A 16,421-nucleotide genomic window follows, 5' to 3' on the forward strand; every position below is an offset into this window, starting at 1 on the left:
CCCTGGACGATCGCGTTGGAAGCGCGGTTCAGCGCCATTAGCCAATCGGCTGGCTCAATGTTGCCGTTGACGCGGTGGTGTTCGGAGATCCTCCAGAACCTCCATGGCGACATCGTCGTAGCCGCTATCCCGCTCATGCAGTTCCGCCAGCTTGCTTTTCAGGGCTTGCTTGATCAGGTCTTCAATCTGGCCGAGAACCAACCCGTTGGCCGCCAACTGCTGCACCAATCCTGTGATCTCAGGATCACGCGGCTGGTACTCCGACCAAGTTTCCGGTTGTTGATCCTCGGACCCGTCCATATCGTATGTGTAAGCGACGCTCCGTGGAGCGGCAAGCCAGCCCGCTTCTGTGCGGCACATTCATCCTCAGGTGAGACTGGCAAGCTACGGGAACAGGAAATGGCCTCTTGGGAGCGACCGACTGAAATGCTGACTGCACAGGCCCGTCTGGAAGCCAATTCCTTGATTGATCGCCTCGTTGCTGATGGAGAGACCTTTCCAGCAGAGGCGGCACGCCGCCTCATCGATTTGATCCCGATCACTCGTCCGGCGCGCTTCTCGTTCATGGGCCGGTTCTCAGGACGAGGGCCTGACGTGAAGGGGCATGCGGCGGGCATCGGTGACGTGAAGATTGAAGGCGATCGCACAGAGAAAAGACTTACCCTCAACACCCCGCAGACGCACAAGATCGGCGGCTACACGGTCACACATACACCCGGGCAGATCATAATCGAGCTGATGTGGGCCGAGACGAAACCGGATCAGACCGGACAGAGCTGTACGTTGGAATACGATCCGGCGACACGGCAACCCAAAGCGATGCAGATTGCGGCCCAGAAATCGCTGACGTTCTTCTTCCTGGTCTTCGGCTATGTCACCTGCGTGCCCTGGAAGAAGCCCAACGAGACCCATCCAGCACTTTCGGCTTGAACGATCAGAAATTCAGCGTTCGAGTCGCGGGATCACATCCGGTAGAGGCCAGATGGCTGGCATGCGGATCGATGAAGCTGTCCTCGGACGTCTGTTTAGCGGGACGACGGGGTCTTTGCTGCCATGCGTCTTCGCGGCCTGACCAGGAGATCGGCCGCCTCAACCCCAAGCGCCTTCGCCAGCCGATCCACGACGTCGATCGTCGCGCTATAAACGCTGCGCTCGATCGAACTGATATAGGTCCGGTCGATCTCCGCCCGGTGGGCAAGCTCCTCCTGGGACAGCCCAGCGGCCTTTCGGTACTTTCTGATATTGCGGGCGAGCACATCTCGGATCGACATGTCCGAGATCGGACCGCCTTGTAGAGTATTCTTCCACGGAGTATACTCTACAAAATGCCCTCATCCGCAGGAGCCGACGTGCCACCTCCCCAAGCCAAGGCTCCTCTAGACCTGCCACGCCCTTCAAGCCTTGTCCCCGAGCCGGGAGACACGCCGCTGTTCCAAGCGGGTAAGGCAGATGTGAATTTTGGTGATGTTTGAGTCCCCTCATGAAGTGCGTTGATTATAGCCTCCCGGACTATCCCAACCTCGTGTTCAGTTGCTCGATCGAAGCGCTCGACTGGCAGCGCCCGTCCTTCGAGGTCTCGATCGCCGCCACAGGACCGTCCCGGGAACGGGACCACTGGCTTTTAGCCCTTGAGCGCTGGGGAAAAGCGCAAGGACAGGTGCTGACCGGCAATCGACCGTACCGCCACACCACGTCCAGAAGCGCCTCCTTACAGGGTGCTTCGGCCGTTGTTTCCTTCATCGTTGAATGGGTCGGCTTGGAATGGCTCGAACGGGCCCTCAATGGGGCTGCCAAGGCTCCTGAAGCGCCTGAAGTTGATCTCTCTCCCATCTTCAATCAGCTTCAGGAACTCCTGAGCCTTACCCATAAGATCGATGCGCGAACACGCGTGGCAGACTATCGAACATGGGTTGCCGCACGGGCAACGTTGGGCCTTCCTGTCCCCCTCGCAGATATGAAAGCTGGCAACTGGGATCATTTGCTTGAGGCTAACCGAAAAGGATCCGCTCAAAAGTGATCTCCCCCATCATGAGCGGCAGCTCTGCGAGGACTCGAGTACCAACTCTATGAAACCTCTGTTTTTTGCCGTAGGCCTTAGGAGATAGAGCTGATGCGGGTCATAATCCTTCTTGCGACGGCATCCGCTGTCCTGGCGCTCAGCGGCTGGTGGGCCCACCGAACCGGGCATTTCACCGATTTCGACCTGTTTTATTTTGCTCTCGGACCCACTGCCATGATGACATATGTCTGGCTCATCATACTCATTCACGTGTGCGGAGACCGAGGAGACCGCTGGTAAGACACCAACTCTTGAGCGAAGCAGGTGCGCACTCTTTTGAGGGAGCGCATGGCCGTGAGACCAGGGCCCAGGCCGACCTCGATGACAGCTCGGCTTCCTAACCAACCTGAAGGCTGCCGTGACTGCAATCGGCACAACACCTTTTGGGCTTCTCACCTACGCTGAGAGTTACGGCCGCGCAGCCTTCCTGATCGTGCGAGCGATCGACGAGGGCGCCCGAATGCCGTGGTCAGTTCCTGTCGGAACACTTGCGCGCCATTGCGTCGAACTCTCGCTCAAGAGCGTTCTCGTAATCAATGGCACATCACCCGACGAACTTCACCACGTGTATGGGCATAGTATTAAGGAGCTGTTTGCCGAGTCGCCTCTTGACTGGTCAGACGTCGATACGAACGACATCGAGTTCGACAACGATGCCGTCCTTAGTCAGACGCCCTGTTACAGAAAGCACGACAGGCCCTATTACATCCTCCACAAAGAGCACCTGCTTCCATTCATGGAGACGGTGTTTCACCGTTGTCTCCAATATGTCGATCCTAAGGCCAAGCGAACACTTCGGCCTTAAGGGAGCAGGCAATGAGTCCAGACGCTAGGCGAGCCATATGCCCAATAGATCCTAACATGGATCACAGGGCCCGAGATCTGAACACTTGGTCAGTTCTCAGTTGGCGTGGAACCGGCTCGTATCGGGACATCCGCATGCAGCGTTGCCCAATCAACGGGCCCTCGGACAAGAAGACGCAACCGTGGGGTACAGGATCATGAGCGCCAACAGCCGGAACTGTCTGATGGTTGAAGACGCGACCATCATCGCAAAGGCGCTGACCCGCATCGCGGCCTGGCTCGATCTTTCTAATCAGGACCTTCGCGCCATCATCGGGGTAGTGGACGGCAACACTGTCATTGCGTCCCTGGCGTCAAACGAAGCCGCCTCAACAAATGCCCTGCTTCTTATCCAGCTCCACGTTTTACTGACGGGCATTGTCGGAGGCGATGCGGGGGCCGCGGGATCATGGCTGAAGAGCTATAATGTCGCTCTTGAAGCTCGCCCGCTCGAACTCATGCAACAGCGTACGGGCCTAAAGCGGGTTGCTGACTATCTTGAGAGTCGCGGTAGCGTTTCACTATAGCGACCATAACCGCCAACCGCCACGAAACAACTGTGACCTCCCGCTCCCTGATCTGCAGTTCTCGACCAATGAGACGGTGGAGAGTTCCTACAAGAGTGTCGGCTCATCCATTGGGCCAATCCAACTGTGCATTCGGACGCCAGGAGAAGCCGTCCTGGCTGTCGCCTGTGAAACCTGCTGGCACGATGCCTTCGGCCAACAGGACCCGACACCGGGGTTCCTTTGGGTTCGAAAGCCCGCCCCTACCTTCGTCAATGTCGGATATGCCCGCGAGAGCAGACGTTCACCATACTTCGGCCTAGTGCCAGATGGAGAAGTTAGAGCATCGACCCGATCAGGTCCGCTTCGCGCCCCATTCGGTCGTTGAGGTTGCGCTGGAGATTTCCCAAAAGCTGCCATAAGGCGGCAGCCCGCCCCACCACGGCATTGGACACTGAGTGGATAACCATTCCGGTTTCCCGGCTAGCAGCATTGCCGCCCAAGTTCGCCTGTCGCAGTCAAGATGAACAAGGATGCTCCAGTGGGAATAATCTTCACCCATCGATTGGGGTTAACAACGAACGAGATTGTACCTTCGATTGACAGATTTAGCTTCATCTGGGGCTGAATAAGTATACGAGGCCGGGTTGCTCAAGACTTTCGATTCATGCATGTTCAGCAGCGCTGGTGCAGGGGGGCGCGCCGAAGCGGTTCATGCACAACGATTTAATCGAAGCCCTCCTATGCGCCGGGGGGTGTCGAATTGTCTTCAATCGGCTGGATCGACTTCGACGAAAAGGAGCGCGAGCGGGCCCAGCGCCTGATGCAGCTCTTCACTGAACAGGAAGCTCGAGACGAACTGGGGCTAGGCGCGATACGCGACTCTATCGCCGACCACCTCTTCCCTGGCACCAGCACTGTGCAGACCCGCCTGCGCTACATGCTGTTCGTTCCTTACATCTTCTCGCGTCTCCCGCGGGAGCGGAGCAGCAGGGAAATTGCCGATCAGATAAGGAACGACCAGCTTCGCCTTCGCGATGCCCTTGTCGCTGGCGACGAGAAGAGCGGCGTGATCGGCGTCAACGCCGGTCCGAAGTTGAAGAGGCTGCCGGCAAGCGTCTATTGGGCTGGGCTCGAGGCATGGGGCATCCGTCGGTTCTCCGGCTCCATCGATGCCTATGCGGCGTCGCTGCCGTCCTGGCCCAGGAACACCGGGAAGGATCACGCCGATGACGACCATGGCGCGGGGCGAACCGTTCCGACGCCCTGGCATCCGCGCCTGCCCAAACCTCCCAAGGACATGCTCGAGAAGACGAGCTTCGCGCTGAGCGACGAAGAAGCCAGTTTCGTGGTCGACCGTCTGGTGGACAGCAATCCAGACAGTTTGTTGGCCTTCCTCGCCAAGAACGGTCTCAGGGCGAAGTCAGAGCATATCTGGTCGCACCCCCACCTTTCCAGTTTCCCCAAACGTGCTAGTAGGCTGGTGGAGCACGCGTCAATCTTCTCCGACGTGATGTACGGGGCCGCCTTGCAATACAATCTGCTGCTCAGCCAGTTGCGCGGCAATGAGCAGTGGATCGAGGATTACAGCAAAGAGATCAGGAAGTGGCAGCAGGACTTCGACCTGGCACGCCTCGAGGACTGGTCGATCGAGGACTTCTGGGAAGAGATCCGCCACCCGGCGCACCGCGTGCAGGATCCGACCAGGCGCTTCGTCATCGAATGGACGGACTTGATCCGAACCAGCAGCGCTCTCAAGCGCGACGCCTCCAAGGCCTACTCGCTGGTGAAGGATCGTGAGCGCCGCCTGAAGAAGGCGCAATCGCGGTTCACCAACCGGGCTGCCCGCGACCGGTGGCAGGGCTCCTCCGGCGCCTATCGACTGCAGTTCCGTTGGTCCCAGGCCAGCCGGCACCTTGAGGACCTCGCCCGTGGCTAAGAGCACTCTGGATCCGGAAACGCGGCTCCTCTACAGCGATAGCCTCAAGGCCCCCTTCGGCTACGAGTTCGATGGCGGCATCGCCACGACGTTCTCGATGGATTTCGAGACAGCCCTCTCCGTGCCGGTCAGTCTGGCGTTCTTCTCGTCCAAGAGCCGCGACGAGATCCTCGAAGATCCCGTGACACTTCTCGAATCTGCGGAGCGCACAGCCGAGAAGCTGGTCGTCTACGTGGACGCTGGTCAGATCCACGCAGACGTTCGTCAAGGCTCGAGACTCGCCTCCCTGCTCGAGAAGGCGGTCGTTGAGGTGAAGGCGCCGAACGAAGGCAGCTTCCACCCCAAGCTCTGGGCGTTGCGCTTCAAGCCTCTCGACCGCGATCGGCCAGCGCTCATGCGGCTGCTGATCTTGTCCCGCAATCTGACTCGCGACAGGTCCTGGGATGCAGCCATGTGCCTCGACGGCGAACGCGGCACGAAGCCGTTCGCCTCCAACAAGCCGCTGCACGATCTCATCGCGGCCTTGCCCGGAATGGCTGTCGGCGAAACCCAAGCTGCTCGCCGCGCCATGACCTTGGCCATGGCCAACGACCTCCGTTACGTGCACTGGGATCGGCCGCCCGGTTGCGACGCCATGGAATTCCATGTCAACGGCGTCGGCTCGCATGGATGGAAGCCGACCCGGAGCAAGCGCATCGCGATCATGTCGCCATTCGTCGAACCCGGAGCACTCAGGTACCTCGTGGATCTCGCCGATCAGGCTCCGAAGCTGATCAGTCGTCCTGACCAGCTCGTCTGTTTGCCCGGAGACGTCCTCGGCCGATTCAAGGAAGTAGCGGTGCTCGACGAGATGGCAGAGACCGAAGACGGGGAGGAACCCTATCGCAACGAGCAGCAAGGCCTTCACGCCAAGGTCTTCATCCAGGAGGACGGCAAGGACGTAAGGCTCACCTTGGGTTCCGGAAACGCGACGAATTCGGCACTTCTTCCCGGGGGCCGCGCGACGTCCAACGTCGAGGTCTTCGCCACGCTCCATGGCCTGCGCAAACATCTCGGTGGGATCGACGAGATCCTGGGCGAAACCGGCTTCGGTCGGATGACGCGGACATTCCAACCTGACGAGGCGGAACCACCCGATCCAGCCGATGTCTCGGCTGATCAGAACCTTTTGCAGGCACGCAGGGCACTTGCACGTGGCGCACTGCTCCTTCGCTGCGAAGCCGAGGAGGAGGATGGTGTCAAGCGTTGGAAGCTGTGGCTCGTTCCGCCGAAGGACGATCTGCAACTTGACAAGCTCGGTCGGGTGCGGGCCTGGCCCATCACCTTGGGCGAAGGACACGCTCGAGATGCCCTGGCCGGCATTCGCAGCGGATCGCCGATCGACCTCGGCACGATGTCCCTTGTCGATCTGACAAGCTTCATTGCCCTTGAGATCACCGATGACGCCACTGGTCGCACCGAACTCTTCAGCACCGGCTTGACCGTGGAAGGCATGCCCGAGGAGCGAGACCTCGCGATCCTCAACCACGTGATCGACAGCAGGCAGAAGTTCATGGCGTACCTGCGGCTCCTGCTGGCTTCCTTCATCGATCAACCATTGCCGCCGCTGGGCCCGAACGGAAAGGGCAAACGATTCTGGGGCAGCGGCGCCGCCGACGCCCCCCTGTTCGAGGACCTGGTCCGTGCGCTGTGCGCCGGTGATGGTCGTCTCGCGACAGTCGATCGGCTGATCAGGCGGCTCTCACGCGAAACCGACGCCGTTGCGGAGGATCGCGTCCCGGCCGAATTCAAGGAGCTGTGGCAAGTGTTTCGTACCGTCCTGGAGGCTTCCGATGCGCGGTGAACCATTCGACGCTACGGCGTCGCTCGTCCAGCTCAAGCGGTTCCAGCGGCGCACGGTCGATTACGTCTTCGACCGCTTGCATGGACCCGATCCGGTCCGGCACTTCCTCGTGGCCGACGAGGTTGGCCTGGGCAAGACCATGATCGCCCGCGGCATCGTCGCAAAGACGATCGAGAAGCTGTGGCCCACGGCCAAGCGCATCGACATCCTCTACATCTGCTCCAACCAGGCCATAGCCGCACAGAATCTCAATCGGCTGAACGTGCTGGGCAAGGAGGCGATGGCTTTGCCAACACGCATCACGCTCATGCCCCTGCGGATGCGCAGTAAGGACAAGGAAGACGCTATCGCCCGCAACGGCGTTAACTTCATCAGCCTGACGCCCGACACCACCTTCAACCTCCATTCCACCACCGGTGTCATGGAGGAGCGCGCGTTTCTCTTCAGACTTCTCGAGCCCTTTGCTCGCTTCACGCCTCTCAAGAATGCCCTGCAGGTCGGCGCCAGCGTCGACAAGTGGAAGGGCGAAGTCGATCGGATGTCTCTCGATGGAATCGACAAGACCATCATTCGCCGTTTCCGATCCATCGTTTCGAAGAACAAGGGATTGCTCGCCGATCTCGACGCGGTATGCGAGTTGTTCGCCCGCCGCCGACCGAATTACCCGAATGAGACGCTTTGGGCCCGGAATGCTCTCGTCGGCAAGCTGAGGAAGGTGCTGTCGCAGGCCTGCATCGTCGCCTTGAAGCCAGACCTGATCATCCTCGACGAGTTTCAACGCTTTCGCGAGCTGCTGTCCGGCGCAGGAGATGCTGGGGAGCTTGCACGCGCCCTGTTCGAGTACGGCGACCAGGAATCCGGTGCGCGAACGCTTCTTCTTTCCGCCACTCCCTATAAGATGCTGACGTTGTCGGAAGACGCTTCGGACGACGGCGACCATTACGGCGACTTCCTCAAGACGGTCGGCTTCCTTCATGGTCATGACCGCGCCGCTGCCGTAGCCGACGAACTCGACGTCGAGATGAGACAGTTCCGCCGTTTCCTTCAACAGTTCCCAGAGGGGACCAAACGGGCCAAGCAGGTGCGTGCCGGCATCGAGCGGCGCCTGAAAAGGGTGATGACCCGCACGGAACGGGTGGACAGCACCAGCGACAAGGATTCGATGCTCACGGAACCCGTCATGCAAGCGAAGATCGCACCCATCGATCTTCACCATGCGGCAGTCGCGGCAGAGGTGGCTCGCGTCGCCGGCGCTCCGGAGATCATCGAGTACTGGAAGTCGGCACCTTATTTGCTCAATTTCATGCGGGACTATGCTCTTAAGAAACTGCTGAAGAAAGCAGTGGAGGAGTCCGACCCAGCGCTGGTCGCGGCCGTTGCCAAAGCAGAAGCCCACTCCCTGAAGCCGGACGTCATCGACAAGTACCAGCCCATCGACCCTGGCAACGCTCGGCTTCGAGCACTTATGTCGGACCTGTTCGATGACGGCCTCGATCAGCAGCTCTGGATCGCACCGTCGCTGCCCTACTATGGCTCGGCGCCAAGCGGCCGAGCCTCGACCAAGGCTCTGGTCTTCTCGGCGTGGCAAATGGTGCCCGACGCTTTGGCAGCTCTCATCTCTTATGAGGTCGAGCGCCGAATGGGCGCTGCGGCGACGAACCGCGACTACAGCAGCGCCACCAAGCGGCGACCTCTGCAGTTCTCGGTGGAGAATGGCCGACCCACCGCCCTGCGCTCGGTCAACCTCATCTACCCTTCTCCGTTGCTGGCCGAAGCAGGCGATCCATTGCACATCTTCGCGGCGAGCCCCGAACGGCTCAGCCTCGAGGAAATGCGCCAGGCAGTTCGCGAAAGCATCTCTTCGAAACTGGTCGGGCACCCCCGAAGCGAAGCCGGGGATTCTTCTGCGACGCGGGACTGGGAATGGTCGGCAGCCGCCTGCGTGGATGCCGTCGCCGGCAATCGCGCTCTCGAGTGGTTGCAAGGCGATGCTTTTGCCTGGACCCGTAACGAAGCCGGATTTCGCGATCACGTCGCCGAATTGAGACGCGCGACAGGAGCCTCTCCTGCCCCTCTCCATGACGCTGCGATCGAACTCCTCGTGGATCTTGCGCTTGGAAGCCCGGCGGTTTGTGCGGTTCGTGCCCTGCGACGTATCGCGCCAGAACTCGCCTTCGACGACCCGGTCCTGCTCGAAGCGGCGGCCCACGTCGCCTGGGGCTTCCGCACGCTCTTCAATCAGCATGAGGCGGTGGCGCTGCTGCGTCAGGAGAGCGAGGAGCATTATTGGCGCAGCGTTCTTGCTCATTGCGCCGCGCACAACCTGCAAGCAGTCCTCGACGAGTACGCCCACTACCTGTTGGAAGGCGAAGGTCTCCTAGGTGCCGCTCCGGCCGATCGGGCGTCGCGCGTGGCGCAGGCGATGGTCAATGCCCTCTCCATTCGGCCGTCGCAGATCGAAGCCGACGACATCAGCGTGGAGAACGGACGCATCGTTTTCCGCGATCCCATCAAGATGCGCGGTCGTTTCGCCATGCGGCTCGCCGAGGTTAAGGACGATGAGGGTGGTTCCGTCCGACTGTCCACAGTCCGGGAAGCTTTCAACTCGCCGTTCCGTCCGTTCGTGCTGGCGACGACCTCCATCGGGCAGGAGGGACTGGACTTCCACCCCTATTGCCACCGCGTGTACCATTGGAACCTCCCCGGTAATCCAGTCGACCTCGAACAGCGGGAGGGGCGCGTCCATCGATTTAAGGGACATGCCGTACGCTTGAACGTGGCCGCGGCGCATGCCGATGACCTGCGGCGCAGTCGAAAGGCGATCGAGGACCCGTGGGGCACGATGTTCGCAGCTGCGCGGCGCGCGACGAATAGCCAGGACGAACTCATTCCATACTGGATCTACGAAGGCCCGACGAAGGTGGAACGACGCGTGCCCATGCTGCCCTTCAGTCGAGAGGAGAAGCGACTGGAATGGCTCAAGCGGAGCTTGACGGTCTACCGCCTCGCGTTCGGTCAACCGAGACAGGACGACCTGTTGGCGCACCTTGTGAGGCTCGTTGGCGAAGGCATCGATGCGAGCGCGTTCGACGATCTCCAGATCCGGTTGCGGCCTTGAACGCGCTTCGACCTTGGTCTTCGCGTCCGGCTCTCTCGTGCTGTCCGGTCAAAGATGCCCGGCTGACGCCGATCAAAGGACCTGCCGCCACCCAAATGCGGATTTGCGCCCCATTTCGGACTTACACAGTCTCGGACGCATGCCCTGAAAGCGGACGCTGCGGTTTTAGATTGCCAAGGCCAGTAAGGCGGACAGCGGTTGTTCGCTGCAAGTGCATTGTGAACGCTGCGTCCTTAAGAGCTTTCTTCGCACCGGGCGGAAACCGTCAGGCCGCGCGGAATGCATGGGCGAGGCGATTCAAGTTCGTCAGACTCTCGTCTGATGTTTCTAGAACACCCTGCCATTCTTCTTTGAGCTTCGCGCAAGGTTCGCTCGCGATAATGCTGCGAATCGGCTCTTGACGAAGGATAGTGGATGACGCGCGGGAATAATAACGACGAAGAGCGGAAGTTCGATGCGCTACTGAGGTCGATCAACCCAGGAAACGTCTATTTCGTGACGGGAAAGAACGGCTCGGGCAAATCCCGGTTCTTCGCATATGCTACAAAAGAACTGTGCCAAGCCCAGATTCGCAACAGGTTCCAGCCGGCTCGACTGCTTTGTCTATCGGGTACGTTGTACGACAAGTACCCTCCCATTATCTACAAACCGAGGGTCTCCAACAGCGACGTCGTTTATCTCGGCAACAAAGTGAATAACAATATGGTGTCTGGCACCGCCCCGTTTCGGGTTCTGTGTCTTTACATGCTGCGCCATATCGTTTCTCCGATCTTATGGGCCTCCATCAAGCAAGCGTTGGCGCGCCTGAATTTTGAATCCCGTGTGACTTTCAGATTTCGAGAGCGCTCGCCTGGCAAATCAGACGCTTTCGGCGACCTTTCTCATGAATTGACCTGTGACCTCCTCGATTCTCCGCAGGATATGGAAATGATCGATCGATACGTCGGGCTTCTTTCATCCGGTCGTATCAAACTGGCGGACATGAGCTTCTTCCGCGACGGCACGGCCTACTGGCTTGGAGATCTCAGCTCGGGCGAAAAACAGTATGCGATTGCGATCTTGGGCTTCATCTACTGTGGCAACGAACGTTGCACGGTCTTCTATGACGAACCAGAAAACTCGCTTCACCCGGCCTGGCAGTTGAGCATCGTCAAAGATCTGGTCGAAATCGCAGATAATCAGCTTCTCGACGCAACCCTCGTCATCGCAACGCACTCGCCTTTGATCGCAAGCAGCGTGCGCAACGGTAATGTCCACGTATGCGACCTTCCTGCCGATCAGGCATGGCAGCGCGTCGACCTCTACGGTCGCGCGAGCGACACGGTTCTCCGCGAGCAGTTTCATCTCTTTTCTGCTCGATCGCCGGAGGTTGCCGTGATCATCAACAAGTGCCTTTCATTTATCGCCCGGAATGACACGGACGGCGTTGCCTTCCGGGAGGTGCAAGCTGAATTGCGGACCAAGAATCTAGACCTCACCCCGGACGATCCCGCAGCGGAAATCGTCACGACAATTCTGGGGATTTGAGCGCGATGGCACGACTTAACCCTGTTGCCAGGAGGGCGCTGAAGCGGAAAGCGTTTAGGAAGCCCATTGCCGATTATCTGGCTCGCGTAGTTGAGTGGGACCATTCAGCGCTAAAGCCCGTGAAGGACCTCGTACGGATCTTCCTCAGGCTCGAGCAGGACGAGATTTGTCCGTATTGCCAACGGCTGATCATTCCGGAGCGCCGGAACATGACCGAGCACATCGAGCACTATCTGGACAAGTCACACGCCGAGTATCGAAAGTTTGGCTTCACGGCCACAAATCTCGTTCTGGCTTGCATTGGTTGCAATATGACGAAGACCACGCGGGACCTCGTTGTCGACGGCAAGGCGAAGCCTATTCATCTAACGATTGCCGAGGCTCCGTTCCGCTGGCCTCATCCTTATTTTGACGACATAACAGAATCCCTCCACAAAGCGCCGGGACCGGTCTATTCAGCTATTCCCGGTTCGCTACGCCAAGCAGAAACTGAACAGATGATCACGGATCTTAAGCTCGATACGCTTGAGAATGCGGAGTCTCATCACGGTCGTCTTCTCGCGGAACAGAACCGGCTTTGGGAGGAGGTAAATGCCCTGATGAAACAAATGACGCCCGAGAACATGGCCAAACTCGAGCCGTTGCATGCGAGGCTCCAAAGGATCAGCAGGGAATTGAACTGATCGCCGTATAGGACGCGATGTTGAAATCCAGCTAACGTTAGGGGGTGTCCGCAAATTTCTATGTCCGCTTTTCGCGCCAGTCGCTTTGCCAACAGACGGTCGGCTTCCGGCCCGCTTCGGACATCGGGTTTCGCCCAGCGCAAGGTCCGGGTTGGGTCAACCAAAGCCCTTGAGCGGGGTCCCGCGAAGGTCTCGATCCCGCTCCATTGCGGAAATACGGCCAAGGTCCGCCCGGTGCCATAACGAGACCTTCCCGATATCGCACGGCGATTCATGATAGAAGAAGCCAAGGGCGGGGCGCCATGTGCACCCCGCCCTTGGATGTGCGGCTTTCCTTTATCAGCAAGTCTGCCGGAATGGTCCTCACCGGGTCTCGAAGCGCCAGGTGAAGTTGCCTTTCAGTGCATGCTCCTGCGCCCGCTGATCGACCTGTCCGGCATAGGACACGCCCAGCGTCATGTCCTTGTTGATCTGCCAGTCCAGCCCGGTCTCGGCCACAAAGGCATTGCGGTCGATGGGGACGCCGGAGACCTCAAAGGCCGACACTCCCTCCGAGAACGCTAGCAGCGCTGCCGGATTCACGTCGCCAAAAGCATGCCGCCAGCCCACCAGGCCACGCAGGGTGAGCGGCAGGTCGGTGCCAAGCTGCGTCTCCGCGCGGATGCCGAGGGTGGTGGTGCCGAGCTCATAGCTGCGGCCATAGCCAACCAGCACGGCGGGACCACCGTCCTCGCGGAAGCCGTCCATGTGCAGGCGCATCACGGAGGCGCCGAGGAACGGCTCCAGCTTCACCTTGCCAAGGCCGAACTCGTAGCCGACCTCGCCGAAAGCCATCAGGGTCGAGCCGTCATAGGAGGCGCTTGCTCGGTCGCCGAAGCCCGGGAACGCGATGGTGCGGTTCACGTCCACATCGTGATGGGCGTAGAGCATGCCGAGGCGGACATTGACCGCGTCCCACTTCGCAGCCCCATAGAGAGAGCCGAACACAGTCTCGTTCGTGCCCGAGGACAGCCGTCCGTCGATGTCGAAGGAGGTGCTTATGAAGCCGCCCGCAACACCGATGCGATAGGTCTCGTCCATCCTCGTCTCGGCACCGAGAACGAAGCCACCCGTGGAGGTGTCCAGTCCGGCCGCGTTGCCGTTGGAGTGGACCTTGCCCCACGAGCCAAAGCCCACGCCCCAGAGCGCAAAGCGCCGCGGATCGAACGCCGGCGCCATGGCAATCGCTTGCGAAGAGCCGCCGGGCCGGTCGGCGGCATAGGCCACGGCGTACCCGCCTTGGCCAAGGGTGGGCAGGGAGCCCATCGGATGGCGCAGGCGATGAAGGACCGCGTCCTGCACGAGCTGATCATCGCCATAGGAGACGGCCACGGCGGATGCATGGACTTCGCCCGAAAGGGCGTCGAAGGCCTGACGGGCGCCCTCCTCGCTCGCGCCGAGCACGGTCTCGAACAGGTCGTTGCCGAAGCCCAGCCTCTCGACCGCGTCCGCAACGCGGTACTGGTTAATGGTCGTCGCCACGGAGTTGAAGATCAGGCCACCGCCGCCCTTGTCATTCTCGTTCGGCTCGCTCTTGCGCTCGAGCAGGGTCAGGGTGACAGCGTCAGGCCCGTAGTCGAGAACCGGGTTCAGGAACGCAAACTGGTGCTCCACCTTCGTGTCCCTGAACTGCCCCGTGACCCCCTGCTTGGCGGTCAGGATGGTGTAGGGCGAGAGCGAGTACCGGCCCTGATCCGGGAGAATGCGAACGGTGCCGCCATTCAGGGTAGCGGTGCCGGTGGCCGCAATCCTGTCGGACTGCTCGGAGCCGTTGATCTCGACCTGGAAGATCGAACCCGGTGCAAAGCTGACATTGCCACTGACATTCAGCGTGCCGATCGAGTTGCCCGGAGCGACCATGCCGCCGCTCTGGACCGCGATCCCGCCCACTGTACCGGTGCCGCTCAATGAGCCGCCGGAGACAGTCACGATGGACTGTGCCAGCGAGCCGTCGACCGCCAGGCGGCCCTCGTCGATCATGGTGTTTCCGGAAAAGCTGCTTGTCCCAGCCAGGGTCAATACGCCCGGTCCGTTCTTGGTGAGAGAGCCGGAGCCAGAAATGCCGCCTTGAAGCGTCTGAGCAGACGCGTTTGTAACCGTAAGGCTGCCCGTGGCGAGGTTCACTCCTCCGTTGATAACGGAGCCGTCCATGAGGGTGAGCGTATTGGTTCCGCCCGTGAAGTTGATTGCGGTCCCGTAGGTCATGCCAACGTTGCGACCACCCGAGATCTCGCCAGAGTTGGTGATCGACAGGTCTGCTCCTGCAATACCAGCACCGGCAATTCCGTCGATACCGGGAATCGGTGCTGGACCTTTTGCTCCGGCATCGCCGCCGAGGACGGTGCCCTGGTTGGTGATGACGGTTTGGCTAGCCGCGATACCCGCCCCACCGTTTCCTCCGTCGCCGGCTCGCCGAATAAATGCACCGCCGCCTGTGCCACCATTCCCGCCAGCTACGGTACCGGAGCGTGTGACCATAACAGTGTTGGAAGCGCCCTGAAGATAAAGGCCGGCACCACCGTCCCCGCCTGCACCACCACTCACTCCACTTCCGCCTCGACCTCCATTGCCGCCGACGTAATCGCGACCGACGATCACCTCTGCGGTGGACCTGACGACCGCACCGGAACCGCCGGCCCCGCCTCCACCGCCGCCAGCCCCCATACTGTCTCCGCCGTTGCCGCCTCTGCCACCCCAGAGATGGCCTGCCGGCAGGGGACCTGCTGTAACATCAGCCGCGTGCGCGCCTCCGCCGCCCCCGCCGCCCCCGGTGTAGGCATCGGAAGACGAAGCACCATCGGCGCCATGCCGAGAGCCCGCCGTTCCGCCGGCACCGCCAGCGGACGGGTTGCGCGGGAGGCCTTCGCGTGTGCCGGGCTGGCCGCCCTTACCGCCGCCAGCGGCTCCTCCGCCTCCGCCTCCGCCGCCATCAGCGCCAGCCTGCCAGTCGGCACCGATCCCGCCGTTTGCTCCAGTGCTGCCGCTGCCTCCAGAGCCACCGGATACCTTGCCGGCCGAATCGCCAGCGCCGCCGCGGCCGCCATCCGCCCTCGCCGGCATGGGGCTGGTGGCAAGGATGACGATGCCCACCAGAGCAGTTGTCATGAACAGCGTGTGGCGGAACGCACGTCGCAGACGCAGCGCCGCTGCTGGCCAGACAAGGCAGGCACCAGGATTGCTTGCTCTCAGGGGGAGAGATGGTAACTGGTCCTGCGAATTGCGGTTGTGCCCCATGCTTGCCCCCGGTCGGAAAACTCTGTTTCGCTCATACCTTCGCGGCGGATGGCCGCGATGCGTTTGACGAGCTTTGGAGGCGCTATAGCACTATTTTCCTCAAGCCACTTGTCCATCCGTCTCAGGAACTTGTCCGTATGTCTTAAGAGACGTGTCTGAGCGTCTGTGTTTTCGCCGGCGGGTGAAGAATTAGGTCTGGGGTTGCGCTGAAGTCACAGGGCGTCATCGCCCTGTCGGATCGATGGTTAGAGGCATCTTTTGCGCTTTTGGGGAGATCACTCAGGGGGATGGGAACCGTGGGAAATGCCGAGCGCCTTCGAATACGACGGCGACGAGCGACCTGCGGCTGGCCTATCGCGTCGCTCCTTTGCCCTGGAGGATCCTGGTGCCGGAGTCGTTTGGCCACAGGATAGAGTGGAGGGTGCTCCTGCCAGCCTGACGCTCCTGACATACGCATCCCGGTAGACCAGCGGCGTCATCACGTGGGTGCTGCTAAGGTCCGGATCGGGTCAAACTTTCACCTTCAAGTCGCACAATGAACGTCGGCTCATGACTGCCGAAGCAGACCAAGCGCTTACGTCCTAGGAGTGCCAAAAGCGGTCGTTTGCGCAATGTCGCGGCACGCCAATC

At 60.6% G+C, this 16,421-nt stretch carries 13 protein-coding genes; 9 read left to right on the forward strand and 4 right to left on the reverse strand.

What is annotated here, in order from left to right:
* Window positions 1–54: 54 nt before the first annotated feature.
* Entirely contained in the window at window positions 55–360 is a 306-nt protein-coding gene (locus AB8841_RS21175) for a hypothetical protein (protein ID WP_370437771.1), read from the reverse strand.
* A 66-nt stretch (window positions 361–426) separates the two neighbouring features.
* Between AB8841_RS21175 and AB8841_RS21180 the strand changes: the two genes are divergently transcribed.
* Window positions 427–930, forward strand: coding sequence for a hypothetical protein (locus AB8841_RS21180; protein ID WP_370437772.1), 504 nt, complete (start codon window positions 427–429; stop codon window positions 928–930).
* Window positions 931–1,025: 95 nt separating this feature from the next.
* Here the strand turns inward: AB8841_RS21180 and AB8841_RS21185 are convergent, their stop codons facing one another.
* A complete protein-coding gene (locus tag AB8841_RS21185) occupies window positions 1,026–1,271 on the reverse strand; it encodes a helix-turn-helix domain-containing protein (protein ID WP_370437773.1) in 246 nt (81 codons plus the stop codon).
* A gap of 209 nt (window positions 1,272–1,480) precedes the next feature.
* Between AB8841_RS21185 and AB8841_RS21190 the strand changes: the two genes are divergently transcribed.
* The 3 genes from AB8841_RS21190 (at window position 1,481) to AB8841_RS21200 (ending at window position 3,429) form a co-directional block, all read left to right on the forward strand.
* Window positions 1,481–2,017 carry a hypothetical protein gene (locus AB8841_RS21190; RefSeq protein ID WP_370437774.1) on the forward strand — a complete coding sequence of 179 codons (537 nt, stop codon included), beginning with the start codon at window positions 1,481–1,483 and terminating at the stop codon, window positions 2,015–2,017.
* Between the two features lie 400 nt (window positions 2,018–2,417).
* Window positions 2,418–2,864, forward strand: coding sequence for a hypothetical protein (locus tag AB8841_RS21195; RefSeq protein WP_370437775.1), 447 nt, complete (start codon window positions 2,418–2,420; stop codon window positions 2,862–2,864).
* Window positions 2,865–3,060: 196 nt separating this feature from the next.
* The gene (locus AB8841_RS21200) at window positions 3,061–3,429 is read left to right on the forward strand and encodes an antitoxin Xre/MbcA/ParS toxin-binding domain-containing protein (RefSeq protein ID WP_370437776.1); all 369 of its coding nucleotides are present in this window, start codon (window positions 3,061–3,063) and stop codon (window positions 3,427–3,429) included.
* Window positions 3,430–3,746: 317 nt separating this feature from the next.
* Here AB8841_RS21200 and AB8841_RS21205 read toward each other — a convergent pair whose 3' ends face one another.
* Window positions 3,747–3,878, reverse strand: a complete 132-nt coding sequence (locus tag AB8841_RS21205) for a hypothetical protein (RefSeq protein WP_370437777.1) — start codon at window positions 3,876–3,878, stop codon at window positions 3,747–3,749.
* Between the two features lie 293 nt (window positions 3,879–4,171).
* Here AB8841_RS21205 and AB8841_RS21210 point away from each other — a divergent pair, with 293 nt between their 5' ends.
* The 5 genes from AB8841_RS21210 to AB8841_RS21230 all read left to right on the forward strand — a co-directional run bounded on the left by AB8841_RS21210 (window position 4,172) and on the right by AB8841_RS21230 (window position 12,518).
* On the forward strand, window positions 4,172–5,347 hold the full coding sequence (locus tag AB8841_RS21210; protein WP_370437778.1) for a DUF6361 family protein: 1,176 nt from the start codon (window positions 4,172–4,174) through the stop codon (window positions 5,345–5,347).
* Entirely contained in the window at window positions 5,340–7,190 is a 1,851-nt protein-coding gene (locus tag AB8841_RS21215; RefSeq protein WP_370437779.1) for a phospholipase D family protein, read from the forward strand. The genes AB8841_RS21210 and AB8841_RS21215 overlap by 8 nt, the downstream gene beginning before the upstream one ends.
* Complete coding sequence (locus AB8841_RS21220) at window positions 7,180–10,308, forward strand: helicase-related protein (protein ID WP_370437780.1); 3,129 nt, start codon at window positions 7,180–7,182, stop codon at window positions 10,306–10,308. Before AB8841_RS21215 ends, AB8841_RS21220 begins: the two co-directional genes overlap by 11 nt.
* A 414-nt stretch (window positions 10,309–10,722) precedes the next feature.
* Entirely contained in the window at window positions 10,723–11,835 is a 1,113-nt protein-coding gene (locus AB8841_RS21225) for an AAA family ATPase (protein ID WP_370437781.1), read from the forward strand.
* Window positions 11,836–11,840: 5 nt separating this feature from the next.
* The gene (locus tag AB8841_RS21230; RefSeq protein WP_370437782.1) at window positions 11,841–12,518 is read left to right on the forward strand and encodes a hypothetical protein; all 678 of its coding nucleotides are present in this window, start codon (window positions 11,841–11,843) and stop codon (window positions 12,516–12,518) included.
* A 363-nt stretch (window positions 12,519–12,881) separates the two neighbouring features.
* On the opposite strand, the gene AB8841_RS21235 is transcribed toward AB8841_RS21230, so the two are convergent.
* Window positions 12,882–15,662 (reverse strand): autotransporter domain-containing protein, encoded by a 2,781-nt coding sequence (locus tag AB8841_RS21235; RefSeq protein WP_370437783.1) that lies wholly within the window; start codon window positions 15,660–15,662, stop codon window positions 12,882–12,884.
* Between the last annotated feature and the right edge of the window lie 759 nt (window positions 15,663–16,421).

This window comes from Microvirga sp. TS319, from assembly GCF_041276405.1.
Classification (GTDB): domain Bacteria; phylum Pseudomonadota; class Alphaproteobacteria; order Rhizobiales; family Beijerinckiaceae; genus Microvirga.

Bases quoted from the DNA above. Each gene is read 5' to 3' on its own strand.
- AB8841_RS21175 (WP_370437771.1), bottom strand. From the start codon at position 360: ATGTGCCGCACAGAAGCGGGCTGGCTTGCCGCTCCACGGAGCGTCGCT.
- AB8841_RS21180 (WP_370437772.1), top strand. From the start codon at position 427: ATGCTGACTGCACAGGCCCGTCTGGAAGCCAATTCCTTGATTGATCGC.
- AB8841_RS21185 (WP_370437773.1), bottom strand. From the start codon at position 1,271: ATGTCGATCCGAGATGTGCTCGCCCGCAATATCAGAAAGTACCGAAAG.
- AB8841_RS21190 (WP_370437774.1), top strand. From the start codon at position 1,481: ATGAAGTGCGTTGATTATAGCCTCCCGGACTATCCCAACCTCGTGTTC.
- AB8841_RS21200 (WP_370437776.1), top strand. From the start codon at position 3,061: ATGAGCGCCAACAGCCGGAACTGTCTGATGGTTGAAGACGCGACCATC.
- AB8841_RS21205 (WP_370437777.1), bottom strand. From the start codon at position 3,878: ATGGTTATCCACTCAGTGTCCAATGCCGTGGTGGGGCGGGCTGCCGCC.
- AB8841_RS21220 (WP_370437780.1), top strand. From the start codon at position 7,180: ATGCGCGGTGAACCATTCGACGCTACGGCGTCGCTCGTCCAGCTCAAG.
- AB8841_RS21225 (WP_370437781.1), top strand. From the start codon at position 10,723: ATGACGCGCGGGAATAATAACGACGAAGAGCGGAAGTTCGATGCGCTA.
- AB8841_RS21230 (WP_370437782.1), top strand. From the start codon at position 11,841: ATGGCACGACTTAACCCTGTTGCCAGGAGGGCGCTGAAGCGGAAAGCG.
- AB8841_RS21235 (WP_370437783.1), bottom strand. From the start codon at position 15,662: ATGACAACTGCTCTGGTGGGCATCGTCATCCTTGCCACCAGCCCCATG.